The following is a 22146-nucleotide window of genomic DNA, read 5'->3' as shown; positions in this document are numbered from 1 at the left end:
CAGCATCCTCACCTCGCTTTTCCATCGGTGGAGGTCGAGTCTGACTGAGCAGAGTGCGCATTGTACGTGCCGTAGCCGGGGGCGGAAGGGAAGGTAGCGCCGGAAGATACAGAGTTTGAGGAGTCAGAATCAGCAGCAGGTTTGGAGGCTTCACGCTGTATTTCTTCTGCGGCTTCGGGCGCGTATATGGCTGTTGCGAGGGCGGCAATCACTTCAGCTGTCCGTGGGCCAAAGCTCATCACTTCGTAGTCGCTCATATCCACGATGCGGCGGTTTTGTCCTGCTGGCGTTTGGGCGACTCCGGGGAGGGTAACAAATCCTTCCAGTCCTCCGGCTGATTCCAGTCCTTTTGTCATGGCGATAATGATGTCAGGCTGGGCACGTATCAGGGCTTCAGAATTTGTTGGTACCATGCCTTTGAGTCCTACTTCTTCTGCGACATCTACGGCGCTAATGGCGCGGATAAGAGAATCTGCTCCTGAGCCTTCTCCGAACCAGTAGTAGGTGCTTTTTCCTCGAACGTAGAGGAAAACAATGCGGGGTTTTTTCGCAGGGTCAGTGGGGGCAAGTTTTCCGATGGTTTGAACGGTTCGTGCTATTTCTTCATCGGTACGTTGTGCGAGCCGTTCTCCTAGTTCAGGTACTCCTAGGGCTGCCGCGACCGCGCGGATTTGAGGGGCGACTCCTTGGATTCCTTCGTGGAAGGAATGGGGTATCATCACCACGGGGATTCCTGATTGGCGTAGTTGAAGTTGCACGTCGTAGGGGCCAACGGTTGTGTCGGTAATGATGAGTGTAGGGCGCAGAGCAAGGATGGATTCTGCGTCCAGTTCGTGCCCGTTTTTAGTCACCAGCGGCAGGTGTTCTGTTCCGGGAAAGTTTGTTGAGGTGTCTTTGCCGATAAGGGAGCATCCAAAACCTAGGGCAGCAACGGCCGCAGCGAGGCCTCCGTTTTGGTTGAGGGCAAGAATCCGAGTGGTATCACGTATTTCCTGCATAGGCCCATCGGAGGATTCAACGTGTACGGGAAGTTTTTGGTATTGAAGCGGGTTGTCGCTGATTGGCACTATCCCATGTGTTGCTGTGCGAGCGGTGGTGGGGCCGTGATAGTGGGCTGGTTCTGCGATGAGTTGATCGGGACGGGGAAGGACAGGAATGCGTGCTTCTTCGGAGGCAGGAATGTTCTGGCACTGTGAGGTGTAGTTTTCGTTGAGAGTACCGATATTGGCGCACCCTGCCAGAGCGGGTACGCATACGAGTAGAACACAGAGTATCCCCGTGTAAAAGGAAGGGGCAGCGGGGCGGTGTGCGCTGAATCGTTGCAAAAAGTTCGTCATGTATCTCAGATGCTTATGCGGAGCGGAAGGCCTAAGTGAGCGGCGAGGATTCCATAGTTTCGGGAGGGTGCTCCTGCGGGTGGTGCGTGACCAACCCGCAGGAGCGCGCTTTTTCAGGGGAGTTTCAGCCCTGTAAACGGCGCTTTGTGAGGATTCCTCCTGCGAGGACAAGTATCCCGCTTCCTAAGAGGATCGTCAGGGTTGAGGCACCTGTGACTGCGAGGTGTTGTCCGCTGTTCACGTGGGAGGTAGTGGTTTTCTTCTCTCCGTTGTGTTTTGCTTCTGCGGCTCCAACGGTGATCTTCTGGGATAAAGTCACCATCTGTTCTTTGCCGTCTGCGCCGCGGGCCAGACCCGTAGCGAGTATGGTGTGTTCACCTGCAGGGAAGGATGCGGGTACTTTCCATGTGAGGCGTGCGATTCCTTGCGCATCGGCTGTGATGGTGCCGATGGTGAGAGGATCAGAGTGAGCCTCGAAGGTCACGTCAGTTCCGGGCATAAATCCTGAGACGACAATTTCTAAGGATTCTCCCGCTGCCACTTCAGTACGCGCAAGGGTGAGCCTTGGTTGGACAAAAGCGGGTGTTGCCGGGGTATTTTCTGCCTCTGGTGAGGACGGTTGGGTATGTGAGTCCTCAGGCTGGGTAGTGAATGAGTTTTCCGGCTGAGTAGTGGATGAGTCCTCAGGCTGGGAAGGCTGCGGGCTTACGGAAGGAGTTTCTGGCTGAGCAGGCTGGGAAGGCTGCGGGGACACAGAAGGAGATTCCGGTTCAGGCTTTGAGTCAGTGGAAGCATCCACGCCTACGTAAACCTTGTCAGAAACCACCCATTCGGTTTCCTTGTAGTCATTTCCGTACCATCCTGCGGAGCGAACGGAAAGAGTGTATACGCCATGAGGAACCGCGGTGAAGGTGGCAGAGCGCGCGTCGGGATCATTGATGCTCTTTTGTTTGCTCTGATACAGCGGATCGGAGCACTTCTCTACACAGACGATTCGTACGTCCCATCCGTGGGATGGGGTTTGTCCGGAGTATGTCCATTCAGCGCGAACATCACTTTCGTTGCTCAGGCTTCCCGTCACGGTATCCGGAGCAAAGATCACGTTGGGATCGTAGGAGATCGTGTTGAATGTGAGCTTTTCTGCTCGGTCGAGGGAACGCTCAGTCAAAGCAAGAGCGTGCGCGGCCATTGTCCCTGCATAGTAGGTCTTGGAACGGTCCATACTATTAGCGCCCAGAGTGAGCTTCACTGTGAAGGCACCATCTTTGGCTTGGAGTTGTTCGGGAGTCACCCAGCTGGAAGCAAGGAATTCGCCTTCACCTAAGCCTTGGGTGTGGATGTATTCTCCTGGCTTCCACACACGTTCTTCACCGACAACCACGTACACACCGTTACGCGCGGCATCTCCCACAAAATCCTTACCGGTAATGGTGAGGATATTTTTCGCTGCTGGGTCAAGATTCTCGTGCGGTTCAACGGTCACAGAGGGCTTGGGGCGAGTAGTAGGAGCAGCGTTAGGCGCAAAAGTTGCGGTGATCTGCACTGCTGAAGCAGGCATGGTAAAGGTTGTTGTTGGGCTGGTCCAAGCGGTCGGGGTAACATCAGGGGTTTCAGTCGTCCAGCGAAGGAAGTGATGATTTTCTGGGACTTGAGCTGTGATGGTCACGCTTTGCCCTGCACGCGCCGTATCCGGAGAAGCTGTGCCGCCGGTGACGGTGATCGGATGGGCAGCTAGTGCCGGGTCGTCCTCATAGGTTGCTGTGATTGAAACCGCGGAGGCGGGCATAGTGAAGCTGGTATTCGCATCTTTCGCGTTGGCAAAGGATACGCCGGCTGTTTCGGTGCTCCATTCAACAAAACGTTTGCCCTGAGGAATCGTTGCGCTCAGTGAAATATTCGTTCCTTCTTTTGCGTTTGAGGGAGACGCTGTTCCACCGTCAACGGTTACTTCAAAGCTGGGGGTAATTTCATCTGTGTAGACGGCTTTGATGGTTACGTCAGATGCCGGCATAGTGAAAGTGGTTGTGGGCTGTGAGGGGTCGGCGATAGTTGCGCCTCCTTTAATTCCCTGCCACCCGGCAAAGCGTTTACCTTGAGGAACTTCAGCGGTTAAGGTGACTTGGGTTCCTGCGGTTGCTTGAGTAAGGGAGGCTGTTCCGCCTTCAACTGAGATGGCGTATGACGCGGGCATGGCAACACTGTAGGTGATGCCGATTTCCTGGGGGATTTTACGTGCATCTGCTGCGCCGCCGCTGGAGTACCAGTAGGGTGCTTGCCCAGTTTCACCTTGGAAATCAACAAAGTCTTGTGGCCATGAACCCCAGTTTGCTCCGGAGCGTACCTGGGTTGCGCCGTTGGGAGGAGTAATCTCTACTCCCTTGTATTCGGGGGTAACTTTGATACCGTTTTCGGTTACCGTGACATTTTTCAAGGTGGCGAGGGTGACTTCTCGGCTACGCAGACCTTTCCATTGGCTCTGGTCTTCCATGGATGTCCCGTATCCGGAAACACGTCCTTTGAGGGTGCCTTCACCGTTGACTACGCTGAGCTTGGGATTGACAACGCTCCAGTAGGTCATTCCTGAGTAGTAGACAACTGTGAAAGAGCCGTACCAGCGAATTTCTGCTGAGTTTGCGGCAGGATCAACCGTTCCTTGTCCTTTGACGATACGAACAATATTTTCTGAGGTTTTCCCTGAGGTATTTGTTTTAGAACCGTCTCGGGTTTGGCATTTGGTGTCCCAGGTGGTTGGAACTAGTTCTCCGCTGCTATTGGGTTTGAGGATGGAGGTGTTGTCTTCGTTTTGCCTCCACATCACGTCTTGGTTTTCAGTGTTGACAAAGGCTGCGCCGTTTTCCCGTAGTTCGCCTTGCCATACGCTGGAAGATTCGTTGTCTCCGGCTACACCAGCGCCAAGGAAGTTACAAGTGTTGGGTGCGTATCCGGCGCTTCCTGATTCTGCGTTCAGACCCCATTGGAAGACTGCGTCTTTAATTTCTTGCTGGGAGGCTTGAGCTGCCATTGGAATAAGGAAGGAAGTGGCTAATGCCCCGCAGAGCGCGGCAGCGGCGATACTTCCTTTCCATTTTCCCCTGCTTCTTTGCATGTCTTTCTCCTCACGTCACTTTGACATTTGAACTTAGGTGAGCGTAAGTAAGTATAACCTAAGTAAATACAACTTAGGTAGACCCTTAAAGCATTAGCCACCTAAAAAATTTCTGCGCGCACAACCGAGAATAACACACTTTTAATAGTCACAAAATGACAGCTTGTAAGGAAAAAATAACGTTAACATAAGAAAAGGATATGACACTCAATCAATAAAAATCAGCGCAGGATTTACCCGCTTTCCCTCTCAGTCACCTGTACAAATAGACAGCATCAGCCCCCCCCCACAATGCGATTCCATGCAATATGCAAAACTGCCCAGCCCGCGAAGCCACATACAGGCGCATCACACTCTATGCGCGCGACACCACACGCTATCGCAACGGTTACGTTGCTGGTAAAATCATGCGGCACCACAACAGTGTTGCAGTGCCGCATGAGGTGTGGTGGAGTATTACTCCCAGTGAGCGGGGACGTCTACGATCCAGACGTCCTTTGTGCCGGTTTGACGAGACTCTTTACGGTATTTCGTCACAGTCTCATATTTCGCGGGGATTTCCACTGGACCTTTGATGAATTTGTTAGTAAAGTTACCGATTTTATCAGCGTACATGAGTTCTAGTTGATGAGCATATACTTCTTCCCAAAAAGCGTCATAGTTTGCTTTATCCTGAACAGGATCCGCAACCCTATTATAAGTGAATCGACGTTTACTTTCAGGGAAATAAACTTCTACTCGTACAGTTACATACTCCGTACGAGCTTCCTCGACGAGAACGTTCTCCGTGTAGGGAACATCGACTTCCTCGTACACTGGTTGCTTATCCCAGTGGCCTTTTTCAGCAACCCACTTCTTTGGCTTTGCTGCTGGAGCAGCAGGCTGAGCAGGCTTGGGAGTGGCAGGGGACGCGCCAGGAGCAGGCTCGGCAGGCTGAGGAGTAGATGGTGTGGCGTCCACATGAGGCTTATCCTCAGGTGCAGGAGTGACAGCGCTTGTGGTTTCCTCCACCTTGCTCTTATCGTCCTCACTCATGTTCGGGTTCGCCTTGCCGTTCTTTTCGACGGTGTCTAAAGCGTTCTTACCAGCATCCCCCGCAAGAGTAGCGTCACCGGTGGCAATAGCTTTGCCGGTTTCCTCTGCGATCTTATGGATCACATCGGATGGAACATCAGCGGGCTTGACGTTGGCAATTGGAATTTCAACTGTAGACAGCTCGTTGCGAGCAGACACGTTGATAGGAGTGGAAACAGCTTCAGCCTTGGCAGGATTAGATGCTACTTCAATCGAACCATCAGCGTTGATTGGAGAGATCACAGAGACGTTATAACGTCCAACAGGCACCTCAACAGTGCTCACGTCCTGTGGATCGTTTGGACGCACAGCATGGTGGAAGTCCGTGCTCTTATTGGATTCTTCAGCGCCTTGGATGCGAGTGATCGCAGGCGAGGATGAGTCTGTCCACGTCTTGTCTTTCGATTGGACATCGAGCTTGAGCTTCGCTTTAGGCTTGGGAGTGGGCTTGGGAGACGGAGCTGGCGTGTCAGCGCTTTGAGCAGTGATGTGATCTGGCTGGGAGCCAAGTTGCGCGACAGCCACACCACCTGCAACAAGAGCGAGAACCGTTGCGATGCCAGTTAAGGCAGAGAGCAGCTTGTGTTCTTTGATTGTCAGCATCAGTGTTGATGCGAAACGTCGTAGTGTTTTCATGAGTGTTCCTCCGCGTCATGTATGCCGTTCCCCGTCCGAAGGCCTCCACGTGATACTCGCTTAAAATTCCTCGATGGGATCAGATAAGTTCAGGTAAGCAAGTATCAGTAGAGAGCCTGGGAGTAATAGCAAGCTGTGAGTGTGCGGGTAAGAAATGAGATAAACACGCGACTAGTAGCACCAGAAAAACACTCACAATTCCCGCACATCAGGCACCTGTCTTAGCCCTTCTGCGGACTCTTGAAACGACATACCAGCATTATCTAGTTTTGGTCATTAAGCCGGTTTTCGTTTTGAACCTGCATTTGTTGAAGCTGCATCTGCTGCAATTGCATTTGCATCATGCGTGCCATTTGAGCTTCATCATGCCGCGTCGCATCCAAATCAGCAAAAACTCGCCCCTGAAGCTCTTTTGCGAACTGCTGAAGAACATTCTTATGCAAAATTGAAACCTTTACCGACGTAACACCGCCTGCATGATTAACCACATTAAGCTGCGCCGGAAAAGCCATCGCAAGGAACATCACCCCAAAAATCACAAAAAGAAGGGCCTGACCGCCTAGCCCAAAACCAGCAAGCACCAAAGCAACACCTAGGATTATCCGGCCAACTTCAAAAGACGTAGAAGTATTAACAGAAGCAATCGCCTTAAGCGGAACCGTATTCTCCGACGCGCCAGCCGGAATAAGACCAAAAATGGTGTTAGGCACCTTGTACACCAAACGGGTCGAAGAACACATAAGCTCACCCTTAAGGTAAGGTGTCAGCAACGATGGCGCGACCTTTGCGCCGTACACATTTGTTTCACCAGGAGCCAGCTGGAAAGAAGTCGTATTCTCGGTTGACATTTGTCACCCTCCTATTCTTGGCTTTTATTTCAAGACCAAAACTACCCCCCCCCCCCGAAAACTGTCAAGCAACAGGTTTGACAAAACGTGAATGTGACGTTCAATCACACTGCATTCTTTCAACAATCACTTAAAGTCTTAAGACAAATTTGTACTTTAACTGCCACTTAAAAATGCGACAGAACTAGAAGAAAACAGTGTTGACAAACCTCCATAGGAAAAGTGGGGATGAATGAAATTAATGGATCATCCTGCACAAAAACGAGTTGCATGGCGCTATTGCTGAGCACGTAACACACGCACCACGTATCGTTCTGTACCAGGGCGCAAAGCGACAATCAGTTTGTTAGCCGGAGCGTAACGGCACGTATCGTTTTGTACCGGGGCGCAACGGCACGTATCGTTCTGTACCGGGGCGCAAAACAAGCGCAGAAACGATGACACATCAATCATTGGATAAAAATCGGATCAATCCTGCGTCCTTGAATCACTCGTTCAAGACAGCAATTGACGAGAAACCTCCTGCGAATTGACATTGGGCTCAATCGTTCAGCACGGCTTCACCTCTTGTGGTGTGAGTACGGGCTGAATTTCTATCCAGGAGCGTCCCGTGTTGAGAAAGATGAAGCGAGCTAGCACCATCCAAGCGATCGCTATGCCCAACGCTCGGTAACGCTTTACACACTAGGTCCTTTAGGGGAATTTGAGTCACTCTTAAGTGTTTTTCTAGCCACAAGAGTGACAAAAACGCCCCCTACAATTGCACCCAAAATTGACACTGGGTCAAAGAATGCCCAATCTCTAGCAAATGAGATAATCACCCAAAATGCCGGCACAATAGTGGCGAAAAAACCTAACGTAAATACAGTATTCGCACGCATCGGACCTCCCCTAGATTAAAGAGCACAAGATACCGCTGCGACAGAGAAGCCTGCTCCCAATTAATTTGAAGTGCTATTGAAGACCGCCGCGACTGTGCGAAAATCTTCAAGTTGATCTGCGTAACCATCTTCAATGACGGCTTCTTCGTTTACGATATATTTTCCATCGACTTGAGGTACGTACTTGGTGAAAAGCGTTTCTAAATCTTCCGCCAATTTCGCTACCTCAGCTTCAGACACTGTTGCACTAGCGCTCGCGAAAAGTTGCTTACCACCAGAATCAGTAGCGTATGCCGTTCCAGAGATGCCTCCTGACCCCAAAACAAGAGCAACAGCAGTGCCAGAACCGACCAGCGCTTTAAAAGCACCTACTAGAATTTTTGTCATTGTAATTCTCCTTGTGCTTCTTTTCGTTTTCTCGGTGTTCGTGTAGGAAATGTGCGTAAAATTTATTAACCCGAACAAGCCCTACAGTGACTATAAACTCGTCATACATAGTGACGTATCCAACACCACTACTCAGAGAGTACCTGAGAGTTTCATCGCATGCAGCATATAACTTGACATTACATGAAAAAAATATGCTTTTTGTTGTACGCGCTCTTGCTGCTCGTAAACCGATTCACTGGCAGGCCCACTGCATCTGATGGCGCGGTCTAGGCCCATGATGGTGGTGACGACGCCGTTGATTTTCTCGGTGGATTTTTCTTTGTCAGATTTGATGCTCCCGGCAGGGTCGGTGCGGATAAAAATGTTGTCCATCATCCACCGCAGTACCGGGTGTCCGTCATGAGTGAACTTGCCCTCCAACGCGAGTTTCATCAGCTCCTTAGCGGGAGGAGACATGTCTTTGAAGCCTTACTTGAACGGGATAACGCTTAGTCCTATACGGGCGAGGTTTTGGGTCATCTGACACTCTTTTCCATGTCAGTGGAAGGCGGCTTATTGGCCCAAAGACCAATAAGCTCCTATTTAGGACCACATATGCCAAAAGCTGCAAAAGTCCTAATTTGCGCAACTTGCTATTTTCCGCTTTATTTCAATGAAAACCCCGTGATCTCAACGAAATCACGGGGTGATTGTGGAGCTAAGGGGATGCTCTAACACTGGCGCAGTTTCAACGTTTTTCCGGTGCTGATTTTCATAGGTCCTAAAATGGTCCTAAAGAGTCCGCGTACGATTCGACAACCCATAGGGGGACGTTGAGCTCTACAGCTATGTCTTCTAAACGTGGGGCGCTGAGTACCTGCGTTGCGCGATTCCATTCGTCAGCCGTGATAACAGCATGTGCGACTGTGCGGTTGATGCGTTCCTCCTCGTGTGGGCTTTGGTGACCGTCATCCCCGTTTTTGACGTGTTCCAGTTCATGCAAGAGTGCTGCAATTTTTCCGACGTGCGTGAGCCCTTTACGTAAGAGGACAAGTTTTCTGGGTTTAAGATAACGTCCCCATACGCCTCCGGTGACGTGTTCTGTTTCGACGATTTCCGCGCCGTGAGCTGCTATCGCGTCCTCAACCTCCCACAATCTCATAGAACATATGATCGAACATGGTGCCTACATTTGCGTACCGTCTATCTCAAGCTCCGTCCCATCTGTCCCATTCTGGTGGGACTTGGGAGTAGTCCTCGTCATCAACGGGCGGTTGGTCCCATTCCATTTCAGGTGCGTAGCCTACATCTAATGCCGCCGCCCGATCAATGTCCGCCCGTGTGATCTGGTGTCCTGTGGGTAGCTCTATGACTTCTGATTCATCCGCTTGTGGGGGTGATGCGGCTTCAAACAGGGCTGAGTGGATGAGTGGCTCACCAGAGGTTAAACGCTCCTCGGCTTCACGGAAAACGCGCCAGCCTGACCGATGGAAAGCTGCTGCGATAGCGTGAATCTCGTTTCCTGTCATTGCTTTTCCGCGTCGTAAAACGTCCCCGAGTCTTGTTAGTTTTACGCCTGAAATTTCTGATAGTCGCCTCAGTGAAAGGCCCGACTCGCCCAGGTAGTTTTCAAAAATTTCAGAGAGTATCCGGTCGATTTCGCCGGTGTGTAAAGGGTTTCCCATGAACTAAATGTTCGCATATGCGATCAATCACGTCAAAAACACTTGACAACGTTCGCTGCTGCGAACAATAATGTTTACCAAGATGTTCGCAACAAAGAACGGACGGTAATGATATCCACTGAAACTGAACTTCGTGCCGAAATAGCGCGACAAAACATGACGATCACGCACCTCGCAGAGCGCACAGGGATGCGACGTGAATACTTAAGCGCTCGCCTAAACGGGCATAAGGATTTCACGGCTAACGAGCTGTACTCGATAGGGAAAGTGCTATGCACACCCGCATGGGAGATCATGCGCCGCGCAGAGCAACAATGCGCCTGTGCCGGGCTAGAAGCTGAAAAGGCCGTGTCATGAGCGCGGCAACGGTACAGCCAGAGTTTTACTCTGTCGCCGACACAGCGGTGATTTTGGGCGTGAGCGTGTGGACCGTGTACAGGATGGTTCACCGAGGCGATTTGAGGTGTCGTAAAACGGGACGCGGCAAAGGTAATAAGCTCCTCATTTCACGACGCTCCATCGACCAAGTTGGCGTGTCAGGTAATCCGCGTGGCCCATACAGGAAGGCCCCGTTGTGATTATCTCGAACGCGAAAATACCGAAAGGCAAGGCTCACCGTACATGGTGGAGGGGTTGTTGGCAGAGTTGGGAGACCCCTAACGTCTGTCCGCCGAATTATCACCCGTACAGCGTGCGGGAATCTGAAATCGACGATGGTCACGACTGGCCCATCCATGTCCGCAAAGCCACTGTTGTTGAGATACATCAGATGCACAGTGCGGCAAAAAAACACAGCCTTACCGGATCAAAACCAGTAGGGACGAATCATGAAACACAACGGTAAGGAGCACATTATGACTACATCTGTATATCAACCTAGGCATAGGGGACGTTTTAGTTGGCGTCCTTGGAGTTTTTATGTCCCGCGTCATCGAGGCCATCGTAAAAGTGAGACTGCGCGCCCACAGGGGTACCTCAAGTGAGCGGGCACGTTGGTAGTATGTGGGGTGATGATTGTGGACGATGCAGAAAAGCGCAGACTGCTCGCAGAGGTCGAAAAAGCCAGCGAGGAGAGTCGGGCGGCTTACGAGAAAGCAGAACATGTGGCTGCTCGACGTGCTGCTGCTGTGCGAGCTGCTATGGATGCTGGTGTTCCTCGACAGGAGATTGCAGATGCAGCAGGGATACACAGGAACAACGTGTATCGCCTACTAGGGAAAACACGCCGTTAGTACAGTCAGAGGGGTTGCAAGGTTGCCGTTCTGATAATACAATGCTCTATGTAGTCACGGTGACTACACAAAATTCTGTTAAAAACCCGTACTGCTGTCTTTTCTTGGCGGATCAGCAGCAGCACGGGTCCAATTGCCCCTATGGAGGAGACGTGTACAAGCATACCTGTCTGCAGTGCATTGGTAACATAAGAGGTGATGATTGTGGACGATGCAGAAAAGCGCAGGCTACTTGCGGAAGCGAAGAAAGCTACACGAGAGGCTGCTGCATTGCGAGCGCGCGCAGACGAGGCTTCGTCCGAGCGTCGCAAAGCGGTACAGGCTGCTATGGATGCTGGAATCCCTCGGCAGGAGATTGCCAACGCAATCGGTGTTCACAGGTCTGTGTTGTATCAAATTCTCAAGCACTGAACGCTTGTAGATACTCCCCTTACACATCGAGCTCATATAGGATTACAATTGATACTGTAGGTATAGTACCTACATACCTAGTAAAAGAATACCCCGTTTTCGCTATCAACTTGGCGGACGATCACGAAAACGGGGCCAATCGCTCCTAAGGAGGAGACATGTATAAGCATACTCGAAAATGCCCCTACCAGTGTTGGAAGCGGGGGTGTGAGCAATGTTGAAACGCGACTATCTGGTAACACTCGCCTTCGCCTTGAGTTGGCTTATCGGGTTTGGGTGGGCTAACTACGGTCACGATAACGCATGGGCAGCCCTCATATCCCTTGTGATCCTTGGGTTCTGCGCATGGTATCTGACCACCCGCACACTGGTGCGACATCTTGAGACAACATGGGACAAACAGGACAAAAAATGACGAATACACAAAAATTCACAGCATATGCTAAGGATCTCGCGTTCTGGCTGGAGAGGGTCGCGGTCTTTGCTGATCCTAAAAGCCCTATCCCTGATCTACACAATATCTGCATTACAAAGCGCGTGAACGGTATCTACGCGGATGCGACCGACAGATACCGCATGATCTCACGCAAACTCGAAGGCGCAAATGTTGATCCTGACGCGGAGTTTTCGTTCACCATTAACGCGAAGGTCGCTCAACAGGTCGCAGCGTGGGCGAAAAGTGCTCAAAAAAACATGCCGAAAGGCATTCACGCGCGAGTTGAAGTCGAGATCGACACCAGCACGTATGAGCACATCAGAGTATCAGTGATGGATCAGGCCGAAGAATACCCGTCTGCAGGACCCGAAAACTTCCCGCATATCAAACCCATTCTCGACGCAGCCGAAAAAGCAGCTTTTGAAGAACCGGCCTCGCAAGCGATCTGTATCAACTCAAAACACCTCGCCTCCATCGCGCCTAAAGGGAAAGCTGACCCGCGAGCAACCCTTCGGACCATCAGCTTCAAAAAAAGTGATAACGCAGCAAAACAAATACTTTTCGCCCTAGACGACATGGAAACAGGCATCATCCAACTCATCCGCAACCCCGAGGGGATGCCGGGCCCAGAGCGGATGCTCACCGATTTGAAAAACGCCGAGAAAGGAAACGACTAAAAATGCACACACACAAAATCAACCGCGTCGCTGAAGCTCTGGAAGAACTGGCGAAAGCACTACGTGAAACACCCACCAGCCAACCCGAGGACGCTCACACAACTGAGCCCGAAACCGAACCAGAGCCTGAGCCGCAGGAGCCACCAAGTCTCGACGAAGCAAAAACTGTGGCGATCCGGGTTGCGAGAGCATCCAAGAAGGGACGCGAAACCGTGCGAAACCTTCTTGACGAAATGGGTGTGAGCGGGGTATCTGACCTAGCAGCCGAGCAGATCAGGGAGTTCATCGAAAGGCTAAACAATGCCTGAACGTCACGCGACGCTATCGGCATCCAGCGCGCACAGGTGGATGCACTGCCCTCCCTCAGTTAAAGCCTCAGCCCACATCCCCGACACTGCGGGAGGCGAGGCAGCTAAAGAAGGGACAGCAGCTCACGCGCTCGCTGAGCACAAGCTCAACAAGCTTTTCGGCGTTAAAACGCGCAAACCGCGCTCAACCTACATTAACGCGGACATGGAACGATACACGGACGAGTACGCAGAATACGTCTACGACGTGTACTCGCGCCTTGAGGACCCTGTGAAAACGCTTTTTGTAGAACATCAAGTGGATTTTTCGCATCTTGTGCCCGCAGGGTTCGGCACAGCAGACGCACTCATCCTTTCCAACAACGTTTTACACGTGTGCGACCTGAAATATGGCGAGGGGATCATTGTGGATGCAAGCGAGAACCCGCAGCTCATGCTGTATGCCCTAGGCGCACTGTACGAGTTCGACATTATTTTCGACCAGATACAGACGGTCCACCTGCACATCTACCAGCCTAGACGAGACAACATCTCAACCTTCACTATCAGCACGAGCGATCTTGCCGCATGGGGCGAGAAGCAGGTTAAACCTGTGGCCGCGCTCGCTGATGCTGGTGAAGGCGAGTTTAACGCGGGCGAATGGTGTACTTTTTGCAAACTCAAACCCACCTGTCGGGCCCGCGCCGACGAAAACCTCAAAACCATAGGTGAGGCTTTCGGTAAAACAGCTGAACTAACTGACGTTGAAATCGCCCATATCTGCACGCGCGCCCCCCACATTAAACGATGGCTCGCTGACGTGGGCAAACACGCCCTCAGCGAAGCACTGGCCGGTAAAACATACGCAGGATTAAAAGTCGTTGCTGGCAGGTCCACTCGTAAATACAAAGATGAGAAAGCTGCTATCGCAGCTGCTCAAGCCGGCGGGTATGACGACATTTTCGAGAAAAACCTGATCGGTATCCCCGCTATGGAAAAACTGATGGGCGCTGAAAATTTCCAAAAAATTCTCGGTGACCTCATCTACAAGCCCGAGGGCTCTCCCGTCCTCGTCCCCGAAACGGATAAGCGTGAGCCTATCCGTACTACTACCCCCGCTGACGCATTCGGCGAAAACTGAAAGGATCACACTGATGACATTGAAAAAGAACGAAGCCGTGCTGAAAAACGTCCGCCTCTCCTACGTGAACGTTTTCGAGCCGCGTCAAAACTCTGACGACCAAAAACCAAAATACTCCGTCTCCATCATCATCCCAAAGACCGATCAAGCGACAATCGCTCAGGTTGAAAAGGCTGTGAAGCAGGCGTTAGAAGATGGGAAAGACCGCAAGTTCAACGGGAAAATCCCCTCCGTGAAAGCTCTCAAACTCCCACTGCGCGACGGGGACGAGGAACGCGACGATGAAGCCTACGCGGACTCAATGTTTCTCAACGCTAACTCCATCCGTAAACCTGACCTGGTTGACGGCGCGTTAAACCCTGTTCTTGACCCGGACGAAATCTACTCCGGCATCTACGCTAACGTTCTCGTCTCCTTCTACGCCTACTCAGTCAACGGCAACCGAGGGGTCGCGGTCGGCCTGCAAGCAATCCAGAAAGTCCGCGATGGGCAGGCCCTAGGAGGTGTCGCTACCAAGGCTGGTGAAGCTTTCGACCTGATCGAAACTGAAACCGAAAACTACGACTTCCTCTAAACGGCAGGGGAGTCAAGCCCGAGAGGACCACTCCCCGGTTCGAGTCCGGGGCGGGCACAAGGAGGATACGATGAAAACACTGTCTATCGACATTGAAACACACTGTGAACTGCCACTAGCTGGGCACGGAGTCTACAAATACGCCGCACACCCTAGTTTTGAAATTCTACTATTCGCCTACTCTGCCGACCGTGGCCCAGTCAAAGTTGTTGACCTCGCGCAAGGCGAAAAGATACCTGAAAATGTCATAAACGCTCTAAGCGACGAGCGGGTGGAAAAACACGCGTTCAACGCCGCCTTCGAAAGAGTGTGCCTGTCGGCCCATTTGAAAAACGACACGGGTTTCCTACCCGCGCGCGGCTGGTATTGCACGATGGTGGAAGCCTCTGAAATCCTCGGCGCTCACCTATCCCTTGACGCATGCGCTAAAGCCCTTGGCCTGCCTGTTGAGAAAATGGCGGAAGGTAAACGCCTCATCCGCCTTTTCTCCCAACCCTGCAAGCCCACAAAGAAAAACGGTGGCCGCACCAGAAACCACCCGAAAGACATGCCTGATGACTGGGAAATGTTCAAAGACTACTGCAAGAGGGACGTGGAAGTAGAACAAGCAATTCACGAACGCTTAGCAAAATCCCCCGTGCCCGTCTTTGAATGGGAAAACTACTGGATAGATCAGAAAATAAACGATAGAGGCGTACTCATCGACATGAGCCTAGTAGAGCAAGCTATCGCAATAGACGAGGAAAACCACGCGGAAAAACGCGCAGCCCTCCAAAACCTCACCGGCCTAGACAACCCCAACTCGCCCTCACAACTCCTGGCCTGGCTACAAGGGGCGGGTCTGCAAATAGACTCTCTCGATAAGAAAACGGTTGCCACAGCCCTTAAAGACGCAACAGGCGACATCCACCAAGCCCTCCACCTACGCACACAACTCGCTAAATCCTCAGTGAAAAAATACGAGGCCATGCGCAAATGCGCCGGAGAGGACATGCGCGCTCGCGGCTTGTTCCAGTTTGTTGGTGCTGGCGCGACAGGCAGGTGGGCTGGGAGGCTTATCCAGATGCAAAACCTGCCCCGGCAGCAGCTGGGGGGTCTGCATGTGGCGCGAGAACTGGTGAAAAACGGTGAAGGCGATCTGCTGGAACTCGTGTGGGGGTCAACATCTAGGGTCTTATCTGAGCTGATCCGTACTGCTTTCGTCTCTGAAACGGGCCGCCTGCTGGTTGCGGATTACTCGGCGATTGAAGCGCGCGTGCTCGCCTGGCTTGCTGGCGAGGACTGGGTGCTAAGGCTCTTTGAAAACGGCGGTGACATCTACTGTGAAACGGGGTCACGTATGTTCTCTCAGCCGGTCATGAAAGGTAATCCGTTGCGGCAAAAAGCGAAAGTGGCGGTGCTTGCGTGCGGTTACGGTGGCGGGGACGGTGCGTTGAAAGCTATGGGCGCGTCCGACATGGGCTTGTCAGAGCGGGAAATCCACGATCTAGTGGTCGCATGGCGCGTGGCGAACCCGAGGATCGTCCAGTTCTGGTACGACATCGACAAGGCAGCTAAAGCCACGATCATGAGCGGGCGAACCATGATCGTCGGCAAAATTGAAATCGGCGTGACTAACGGTATTTTATACATCCAACTACCCTCAGGACGTCGCCTGGCCTACCCCGCCCCTTCTATAGGTGTGAACCGTTTCGGTGGTGAGTCGATTACTCACATGGGTCTAGATTTTGCTCGCAGGTGGACTCGTGTTGAAACGTATGGCGGCAAACTGGTGGAAAACATTACGCAAGCTGTCGCACGTGATCTTTTAGCGGACGCGATCATGCGCCTGGAAAAAGCAGGCTATGCGGTGGTCGGACACGTGCATGACGAAGTAATCGTTGAGGCCTCAAAAGGGAACGATCTAGACGAGATGAATCAGATCATGTCGAAGCCACCCTCGTGGGCGCGTGGCTTGCCGCTGGCATCTGAAGGTTTTGAATCCGCGTATTACAAGAAAGGATGAAAAGAGGGGACGTTTATGCGCACTTTGAAAATAGCGACCGCGCAAAACCGTTTTTCTAAAAAATGGAAAAACCGTGAAGTGACGTGGGAATGGCTGCTCGGCAAGCTACATGAAACTAAACGAACTGAGGAAACGTTCGCAGAATATCTCGCGATGAGTCATAAAGCCCAGCAGGACGTTAAAGACGTAGGCGGGTTTGTTGGTGGGCATCTGCGCGAGGGTAAACGCAAAAACGGTCACGTGCTCTCACGCTCCCTCGTTTGCTTGGACATCGACTATGCAGATGAGACGCTATGGCGGCAGCTGGATGACTGGATTGATTTTAAGACTTTGGCTTATACGACGCATAAGCATTCTCCTCAAAAGCCGCGTGTGCGCATTGTCGTACCTTTGACGCGGGATGTGAGCGAGGAAGAATATGCCCCGTTAGGCCGCAGAATCGCCCAACAGATCGGGATTGACCTGTTCGACGATACTTCATATGAGGCTTCACGCCTCATGTTTTACCCTTCGACAGCACTGGACGGGCAGTACCGGTGCGAGGAGTACGGGAAAGACTGGTTGGACCCAGATATGATGCTGGGCCTGTATGACGATTGGACGGACGCGACAACATGGCCGCTGTCCTCTCGGCAGGCTAAAGCGCCCGTATCCCGTGGGCGGGCGCAAGAAGACCCTCTGAGTAAAACGGGGCTTGTCGGGGCTTTTTGTCGAGCGTACACGATCCGTGAGGCTTTAGATGAGTTCCTCCCCGGGGCTTATGAGCCAGCGGGCTCAGAAAATCGTCTAACCTACACGGGTGGTGAGTCCGTGGGCGGGGCCATCATCTATGGCGATAAGTGGCTGTATTCTCATCACAATACTGACCCGACATCCGGGCAGTTGGTTAACGCTTTCGACCTTGTGCGCTTGCACAAGTTCGGTGACATGGACGAGGTGTTAGCTGAAGATATCCCCACCAGCCAGTTGGCATCATATAAGGCGATGAGCGAGTTTGCTACGGGTTTAGAGAAAGTCCGTTTAGAAACGTTCCGTGAAACCATCAGCCATTTCGACCCTTTTGATGATAAGTGGCTGGGGAGGTTGGAGATGACGAAAAACGGCATCTGCAAACCCTCCCTGTCCAATCTGGTTCTTATCCTTGAAAACGATCGTGAGCTAGCTGGTGTCGCGTTTGATGAGCTGAAAGGGGCTATTGTCGCAACGCGCCTGTTGCCGTGGGCTAGGCCGGCTGTGGCGTGGAGGGATGTTGATGATGCTCACTTGGCTGTCTACTTGGAGAAACGCTACGTGCAGTTTAGTGAGCGTGATCTTAAAGCAGCGTTGTCGCATGTGGCTGACAAACGGAAATTCCACCCGATCCGACAGTTTTTCGAGGAACTACCCGCATGGGATGGCGTGGGACGCGTTGATAGCCTTTTGATTGATTATTTGGGGGCTGAAGATTGCGAGTATGTGCGTGCGGTCACGCGGAAACTGTTGTGTGCGGCTGTGCGGCGTATCAAACAGCCGGGCTGTAAGTTCGACACGATGCTGATTTTGGCAGGTCCTCAAGGTATCGGCAAGTCAACGCTTATCGCGCGTCTTGCAGGCCAGTGGTTTAACGATTCTTTGTCTCTTGCGGATACGAAAGACAAGACGGCCGCTGAAAAGCTTCAAGGTTTTTGGATCCAAGAATTCGGTGAGCTTGCGGGGATGCGTAAAGCTGAAACAGAGGCACTCCGCTCTTTTATTTCCCGTCAAGACGACACCTACCGCGCGGCTTATGCTAAGCGGGTTGAATCCCACCCGCGCCAGTGCGTTTTTATTGGTACAACGAATGCAGAAAACGGGTTCCTTACCGACCCTGCGGGTAACAGGCGCATGTGGCCGGTGAACGTGAGTGGTGCGACCAGTAAGCGCGCGTGGGATATCAGCGATGCTGAAGTGAACCAGGTCTGGGCTGAGGCTTTGGTGAAAGAAAAAGAAGAGCGCTTGTACCTGACGGGGGACCTTGCTGCGGAGGCTGCGAAACGTCAAAAAGCGGCGATAGAAGTCGATGAGCGTATCGGGCTTGTTGCTGAGTACTTGGATACTCCGCTACCTGCTAACTGGGCTGGTATGGACGTTTACGGGCGTATCAGTTACCTACAGGGGGCGTGGGATGAGTCGAAGAAAACCGAGAACGGGCCGCTTGTCCCGCGTTCTCATGTGAGCGTGGTGGAAGTGTGGTGTGAGTGTTTCGGTAAGCCGAAAGCTGACCTGCGCAGAGGTGATTCATACGTAATCGCGAACATGCTTAAACGGCTCGGATGGGAATGTGGGAACAAGTCAATACGAGTGAAACCATATGGAGTGCAGAAGGCTTTTTACGCGCCCTGGGACGGTGTTCCAGTGCGAGAAAAAGTGTAACCAAACCTGTAATCAAAATTGGGTACGTCTGATTTTGGTTACAACCTAAAGTGTAACCAACGGTTTTAGTTACACGTTGGTTACAGGTTTGGTTACACCCTGAAACGTAGATAAGACAAGGGAAAAATAGGCGTTTGTAACCAACGTAACCAAAAATACTATTAAAAGATATAGATAGTAAAAATACGTATATATACACATTATATAGGGGTATATGTATATAGGGATTTTTTGGTTACCGGTTACACCCCGTTTGACGGTGGTGAAAAAGATGCGTGAAAAAGACGTGGAAGCATCTCTAGTTCGGGCGGTGCGAGAAAAAGGCGGGCTATGTTGGAAGTTCACCTCGCCGTCAGTAGTCGGTGTGCCTGATCGAGTGGTGATACTCCCAGGACGGCCAGCGGCTTTCGTGGAAGTCAAAGCCCCCGGACGCAACGTGCGTCCTGTACAAGCAATCCGTGCCCAGCAGCTACGCGAGCGCGGTGTGAAAGTTTTCGTTGTCAATGATGTGTCACAGATTGGGGGTGTGCTAGATGAGATTTGAGCCTCACGGTTATCAGCAGGTGGCGATCCGGCATCTGGTCGACTGTCCGCAGGCTGCTTTGTTTCTTGATATGGGTCTTGGGAAAACGGCGATCACCTTGACAGCCATTGCCCAGCTCATGCATGACATGTTCGAGGTGTCGCGTGTTTTGGTGATTGGGCCGCTACGTATTGCGCGGGACACGTGGCCTGAGGAGTGTGCTAAGTGGGATCATCTGAGCGGTTTGACGATGGCGGTTGCTGTAGGAGATGTGAAAGCTCGCAAGGCGGCGCTTGGTGCGCTCGCAGATGTGACTGTCATCAATCGGGAGAATGTGCCGTGGTTGGTTGAGTATCTGGACGGGGCGTGGCCGTTTGACATGGTGGTGTTGGATGAGTCGGCCAGTTTCAAAAACCATGGGTCGTGCCGTTTCAGGGCGCTTAAGCGTGTGCGTTCGAAAATTGCACGTATGGTTGCTCTTACGGGTACTCCGGCTGCGAACGGGTTGTTGGATTTGTGGGCGCAGTATCGGCTTTTAGATGGTGGTGAGCGTTTAGGGCGTTTTATCACTCGTTTTCGGAACGATTTGTTCACTCCCGATAAGCGCGGCGGGTCCGTGGTGTACTCGTGGAAGCCGCGTGAGGGCGCTGAGGAGGTGATTTATGAACGCATTGGGGATATCACGCTGTCAATGCGGGCGGCAGACATGCTGGATTTGCCCGAAGTGAGCATCACCGACCATTTGGTGACGCTACCTGAGCGGGTTAGAGGCTCGTATGGTGCGCTTAAACGTGACCTGTGCCTGCAACTTGAAGGCGGCCAAGTGGATGCGATGAATGCGGCAGCTCTCGCAGGCAAGCTTTTACAAGCGGCTTCAGGGAGCGTGTATGGGTCTGACGGGGAAACGCTTATTTTGCATGACGAGAAGCTTTCAGCCTTAAACGACCTTATAGAGGCTTCTAACGGCGCAAATGTTCTAGTGGCATACTGGTACCGCTCCGACCGTGAACGCCTGTTAGAGGGCTTCCCAGGTGCCGTAGAATTGAAATCTGCGGCGCACATGGCAGCGTGGAAACGTGGTGAGGTGAATCTTGGCCTGATTCATCCCGCCTCAGCAGGGCATGGGCTTAATCTTCAATCGGGCGGGCACATCCTCATCTGGTACACGCTCCCGTGGTCTTTGGAGCTGTACCAGCAAACAAACGCGAGGCTGCATCGGCAAGGCCAAACCCACCCAGTGTCTATCCACAGGCTTATCGCCCGCGACACGATAGATGTGCAAGTAGCCCGGGCTTTAGAAGATAAAAACGCGACACAAGCAGCTCTAGTGGACGCTCTCACGGTAGAATTAAACCAAAGGGGGATGCAGTGAAAATAACTATAACCATTGAGTCTAGCGGTGAAGAATTCCGCGTTGAATCCGGCGCGGCTGAGCCACCCGTCACCATTGACGGTCCAAGCGCCCTAGTTGAACACGCAAACCACGATTCCACACCTCGCACACTCGGATTTAGCGCCATGCCAGCGCCCGAAGTAGAAGACGTGACACAGTGAATGCACGTTGCTGTTGTGCATCAGAACCTAGCCGAACGTTAAAAATCAACGAACTGAGACTATTGGAGCAACGTATGACCCCCGCTAAAACAGTGTGTCGGCAGCTAAGAAACCTCCAACGCTGGATGCCACTGCTCACCGACATTACCTCTACGCTTCTTGCCCCGCGCGGGGCCATCAGTGCCTCTGGAGCACACGTCGTGCGCGATCTGGCCGACATCATCACACCCGCTCTCGATGCCCCTGAAGAAGGCCCAGACGGAGTGCGAACCTATCAGGGGTTTTATGACTGGGCGAAAGACTGGGCCCTAAGCGCCGACCTACCACCAGATGGTGACCCTGTTTACCAACTCATCACCCGCGCCGACGTTTTACACGGCACATGGGATGATTGGGAGGCTTTTACTGAAGACCTTGAACGATTACATGAGCGCATCGCGCGCTTAACAGGGAACGCTCCACGCACGATCGGCCCTTGCATCGTGGCGGGCTGCACAGAGAATGTGACCCAGCAGCAGACTAGGAGCGGCGCGAGCGGGCCTTTAGAGTGCGCGAGGGGGCACTCATGGACCACTATCGGTTGCTACAGGAAAGACGCGGCCCGCGCCATCACCAAGCCCGGAATTAGCCTGACGGCAGCTGAAATTCGTGACATCTACCCGGACCTCAGTCGGGAGCGGCTCAAAAAATGGGCGCAACGAGGCAAAATTACCCACAACACGCAAGGGTACGATCTTGCGGAAATTAATGCACTCATGCAAAAAGTGTGCTAATGTCCCCACCTGTAGGGGTAAAGTGTGCCCATACTCAACAAACGGCAAACGGCCAGTCACCCAGCACCCCTATCACAAAGGGCCTTGGGCAATGACTGGCCGTTCCCACACACACACAAATGCCTTAAGATAGCTATACTCAAAGGCATGAAACGCAAGGCCGCACTCACCACCATCACTCTGCTCATTTTCACACTCGGACTCTC

At 52.3% G+C, this 22146-nt stretch carries 23 protein-coding genes and 1 pseudogene; 15 read left to right on the top strand and 9 right to left on the bottom strand.

Features of this window, described 5'->3' with window-relative positions:
• Positions 1 to 8: 8 nt before the first annotated feature.
• From LRP54_RS02925 to LRP54_RS02885, 9 genes and pseudogenes are all read right to left on the bottom strand, one after another.
• A complete protein-coding gene (locus tag LRP54_RS02925) occupies positions 9 to 1337 on the bottom strand; it encodes a heme/hemin ABC transporter substrate-binding protein (protein WP_231234904.1) in 1329 nt (442 codons plus the stop codon).
• A gap of 124 nt (positions 1338 to 1461) precedes the next feature.
• Positions 1462 to 4443, bottom strand: a complete 2982-nt coding sequence (locus LRP54_RS02920; RefSeq protein WP_231234903.1) for an InlB B-repeat-containing protein — start codon at positions 4441 to 4443, stop codon at positions 1462 to 1464.
• Positions 4444 to 4899: 456 nt separating this feature from the next.
• On the bottom strand, positions 4900 to 6153 hold the full coding sequence (locus LRP54_RS02915) for a hypothetical protein (protein WP_231234902.1): 1254 nt from the start codon (positions 6151 to 6153) through the stop codon (positions 4900 to 4902).
• Positions 6154 to 6416: 263 nt separating this feature from the next.
• Positions 6417 to 7001 carry a hypothetical protein gene (locus LRP54_RS02910; protein WP_231204198.1) on the bottom strand — a complete coding sequence of 195 codons (585 nt, stop codon included), beginning with the start codon at positions 6999 to 7001 and terminating at the stop codon, positions 6417 to 6419.
• A 677-nt stretch (positions 7002 to 7678) separates the two neighbouring features.
• On the bottom strand, positions 7679 to 7882 hold the full coding sequence (locus tag LRP54_RS02905; protein ID WP_231234901.1) for a hypothetical protein: 204 nt from the start codon (positions 7880 to 7882) through the stop codon (positions 7679 to 7681).
• A gap of 60 nt (positions 7883 to 7942) precedes the next feature.
• A complete protein-coding gene (locus LRP54_RS02900; RefSeq protein ID WP_231234900.1) occupies positions 7943 to 8269 on the bottom strand; it encodes a hypothetical protein in 327 nt (108 codons plus the stop codon).
• 216 nt (positions 8270 to 8485) lie between these two features.
• Positions 8486 to 8794: pseudogene (locus LRP54_RS02895) on the bottom strand (terminase TerL endonuclease subunit); the annotation flags it as partial.
• A gap of 238 nt (positions 8795 to 9032) precedes the next feature.
• Complete coding sequence (locus LRP54_RS02890) at positions 9033 to 9413, bottom strand: hypothetical protein (protein ID WP_231234899.1); 381 nt, start codon at positions 9411 to 9413, stop codon at positions 9033 to 9035.
• A 46-nt stretch (positions 9414 to 9459) separates the two neighbouring features.
• The gene (locus LRP54_RS02885) at positions 9460 to 9936 is read right to left on the bottom strand and encodes a hypothetical protein (protein WP_231234898.1); all 477 of its coding nucleotides are present in this window, start codon (positions 9934 to 9936) and stop codon (positions 9460 to 9462) included.
• 108 nt (positions 9937 to 10044) lie between these two features.
• On the opposite strand from LRP54_RS02885, the gene LRP54_RS02880 reads away from it, so the two are divergent.
• The 15 genes from LRP54_RS02880 (at position 10045) to LRP54_RS02810 (ending at position 21940) form a co-directional block, all read left to right on the top strand.
• On the top strand, positions 10045 to 10293 hold the full coding sequence (locus LRP54_RS02880) for a helix-turn-helix domain-containing protein (RefSeq protein ID WP_231234897.1): 249 nt from the start codon (positions 10045 to 10047) through the stop codon (positions 10291 to 10293).
• Positions 10290 to 10514 carry a helix-turn-helix domain-containing protein gene (locus LRP54_RS02875; protein WP_231234896.1) on the top strand — a complete coding sequence of 75 codons (225 nt, stop codon included), beginning with the start codon at positions 10290 to 10292 and terminating at the stop codon, positions 10512 to 10514. Before LRP54_RS02880 ends, LRP54_RS02875 begins: the two co-directional genes overlap by 4 nt.
• A gap of 432 nt (positions 10515 to 10946) precedes the next feature.
• The gene (locus tag LRP54_RS02870; protein WP_231235085.1) at positions 10947 to 11168 is read left to right on the top strand and encodes a hypothetical protein; all 222 of its coding nucleotides are present in this window, start codon (positions 10947 to 10949) and stop codon (positions 11166 to 11168) included.
• Positions 11169 to 11366: 198 nt separating this feature from the next.
• Positions 11367 to 11579: a hypothetical protein gene (locus LRP54_RS02865; protein WP_231235084.1), complete on the top strand. Its 213-nt coding sequence runs from the start codon at positions 11367 to 11369 to the stop codon at positions 11577 to 11579.
• 214 nt (positions 11580 to 11793) lie between these two features.
• A complete protein-coding gene (locus LRP54_RS02860; RefSeq protein ID WP_231234895.1) occupies positions 11794 to 11994 on the top strand; it encodes a hypothetical protein in 201 nt (66 codons plus the stop codon).
• Positions 11991 to 12692: a hypothetical protein gene (locus LRP54_RS02855; protein ID WP_231234894.1), complete on the top strand. Its 702-nt coding sequence runs from the start codon at positions 11991 to 11993 to the stop codon at positions 12690 to 12692. The genes LRP54_RS02860 and LRP54_RS02855 overlap by 4 nt, the downstream gene beginning before the upstream one ends.
• A gap of 2 nt (positions 12693 to 12694) precedes the next feature.
• Positions 12695 to 13000: a hypothetical protein gene (locus tag LRP54_RS02850; RefSeq protein WP_231234893.1), complete on the top strand. Its 306-nt coding sequence runs from the start codon at positions 12695 to 12697 to the stop codon at positions 12998 to 13000.
• The gene (locus LRP54_RS02845; protein WP_231234892.1) at positions 12993 to 14120 is read left to right on the top strand and encodes a DUF2800 domain-containing protein; all 1128 of its coding nucleotides are present in this window, start codon (positions 12993 to 12995) and stop codon (positions 14118 to 14120) included. The genes LRP54_RS02850 and LRP54_RS02845 overlap by 8 nt, the downstream gene beginning before the upstream one ends.
• Before the next feature lie 37 nt (positions 14121 to 14157).
• On the top strand, positions 14158 to 14694 hold the full coding sequence (locus LRP54_RS02840; protein ID WP_231234891.1) for a DUF2815 family protein: 537 nt from the start codon (positions 14158 to 14160) through the stop codon (positions 14692 to 14694).
• Positions 14695 to 14764: 70 nt separating this feature from the next.
• Positions 14765 to 16699, top strand: a complete 1935-nt coding sequence (locus LRP54_RS02835) for a DNA polymerase (RefSeq protein ID WP_231234890.1) — start codon at positions 14765 to 14767, stop codon at positions 16697 to 16699.
• A 15-nt stretch (positions 16700 to 16714) separates the two neighbouring features.
• Positions 16715 to 19090 (top strand): virulence-associated E family protein, encoded by a 2376-nt coding sequence (locus tag LRP54_RS02830; protein ID WP_231234889.1) that lies wholly within the window; start codon positions 16715 to 16717, stop codon positions 19088 to 19090.
• A gap of 271 nt (positions 19091 to 19361) precedes the next feature.
• A complete protein-coding gene (locus LRP54_RS02825) occupies positions 19362 to 19634 on the top strand; it encodes a VRR-NUC domain-containing protein (protein WP_231234888.1) in 273 nt (90 codons plus the stop codon).
• Positions 19624 to 20985 (top strand): DEAD/DEAH box helicase, encoded by a 1362-nt coding sequence (locus LRP54_RS02820; RefSeq protein ID WP_231234887.1) that lies wholly within the window; start codon positions 19624 to 19626, stop codon positions 20983 to 20985. The genes LRP54_RS02825 and LRP54_RS02820 overlap by 11 nt, the downstream gene beginning before the upstream one ends.
• Positions 20982 to 21167, top strand: coding sequence for a hypothetical protein (locus tag LRP54_RS02815; RefSeq protein WP_231234886.1), 186 nt, complete (start codon positions 20982 to 20984; stop codon positions 21165 to 21167). The genes LRP54_RS02820 and LRP54_RS02815 overlap by 4 nt, the downstream gene beginning before the upstream one ends.
• Before the next feature lie 74 nt (positions 21168 to 21241).
• A complete protein-coding gene (locus LRP54_RS02810; RefSeq protein WP_231234885.1) occupies positions 21242 to 21940 on the top strand; it encodes a hypothetical protein in 699 nt (232 codons plus the stop codon).
• The last annotated feature ends 206 nt before the right edge of the window (positions 21941 to 22146 follow it).

Source organism: Schaalia sp. lx-100, from assembly GCF_021083625.1.
In the GTDB taxonomy this organism is placed as follows: Bacteria; Actinomycetota; Actinomycetes; order Actinomycetales; family Actinomycetaceae; genus Pauljensenia.
Note: the sequence above shows the minus strand (reverse complement) of the source record. Positions and strands in the feature narration are given on the sequence as shown.

Bases quoted from the DNA above. Each gene is read 5' to 3' on its own strand.
- LRP54_RS02925 (WP_231234904.1), bottom strand. From the start codon at position 1,337: ATGACGAACTTTTTGCAACGATTCAGCGCACACCGCCCCGCTGCCCCT.
- LRP54_RS02920 (WP_231234903.1), bottom strand. From the start codon at position 4,443: ATGCAAAGAAGCAGGGGAAAATGGAAAGGAAGTATCGCCGCTGCCGCG.
- LRP54_RS02915 (WP_231234902.1), bottom strand. From the start codon at position 6,153: ATGAAAACACTACGACGTTTCGCATCAACACTGATGCTGACAATCAAA.
- LRP54_RS02910 (WP_231204198.1), bottom strand. From the start codon at position 7,001: ATGTCAACCGAGAATACGACTTCTTTCCAGCTGGCTCCTGGTGAAACA.
- LRP54_RS02905 (WP_231234901.1), bottom strand. From the start codon at position 7,882: ATGCGTGCGAATACTGTATTTACGTTAGGTTTTTTCGCCACTATTGTG.
- LRP54_RS02900 (WP_231234900.1), bottom strand. From the start codon at position 8,269: ATGACAAAAATTCTAGTAGGTGCTTTTAAAGCGCTGGTCGGTTCTGGC.
- LRP54_RS02890 (WP_231234899.1), bottom strand. From the start codon at position 9,413: ATGAGATTGTGGGAGGTTGAGGACGCGATAGCAGCTCACGGCGCGGAA.
- LRP54_RS02885 (WP_231234898.1), bottom strand. From the start codon at position 9,936: ATGGGAAACCCTTTACACACCGGCGAAATCGACCGGATACTCTCTGAA.
- LRP54_RS02880 (WP_231234897.1), top strand. From the start codon at position 10,045: ATGATATCCACTGAAACTGAACTTCGTGCCGAAATAGCGCGACAAAAC.
- LRP54_RS02875 (WP_231234896.1), top strand. From the start codon at position 10,290: ATGAGCGCGGCAACGGTACAGCCAGAGTTTTACTCTGTCGCCGACACA.
- LRP54_RS02870 (WP_231235085.1), top strand. From the start codon at position 10,947: ATGATTGTGGACGATGCAGAAAAGCGCAGACTGCTCGCAGAGGTCGAA.
- LRP54_RS02865 (WP_231235084.1), top strand. From the start codon at position 11,367: ATGATTGTGGACGATGCAGAAAAGCGCAGGCTACTTGCGGAAGCGAAG.
- LRP54_RS02860 (WP_231234895.1), top strand. From the start codon at position 11,794: ATGTTGAAACGCGACTATCTGGTAACACTCGCCTTCGCCTTGAGTTGG.
- LRP54_RS02855 (WP_231234894.1), top strand. From the start codon at position 11,991: ATGACGAATACACAAAAATTCACAGCATATGCTAAGGATCTCGCGTTC.
- LRP54_RS02850 (WP_231234893.1), top strand. From the start codon at position 12,695: ATGCACACACACAAAATCAACCGCGTCGCTGAAGCTCTGGAAGAACTG.
- LRP54_RS02845 (WP_231234892.1), top strand. From the start codon at position 12,993: ATGCCTGAACGTCACGCGACGCTATCGGCATCCAGCGCGCACAGGTGG.
- LRP54_RS02835 (WP_231234890.1), top strand. From the start codon at position 14,765: ATGAAAACACTGTCTATCGACATTGAAACACACTGTGAACTGCCACTA.
- LRP54_RS02830 (WP_231234889.1), top strand. From the start codon at position 16,715: ATGCGCACTTTGAAAATAGCGACCGCGCAAAACCGTTTTTCTAAAAAA.
- LRP54_RS02825 (WP_231234888.1), top strand. From the start codon at position 19,362: ATGCGTGAAAAAGACGTGGAAGCATCTCTAGTTCGGGCGGTGCGAGAA.
- LRP54_RS02820 (WP_231234887.1), top strand. From the start codon at position 19,624: ATGAGATTTGAGCCTCACGGTTATCAGCAGGTGGCGATCCGGCATCTG.
- LRP54_RS02810 (WP_231234885.1), top strand. From the start codon at position 21,242: ATGACCCCCGCTAAAACAGTGTGTCGGCAGCTAAGAAACCTCCAACGC.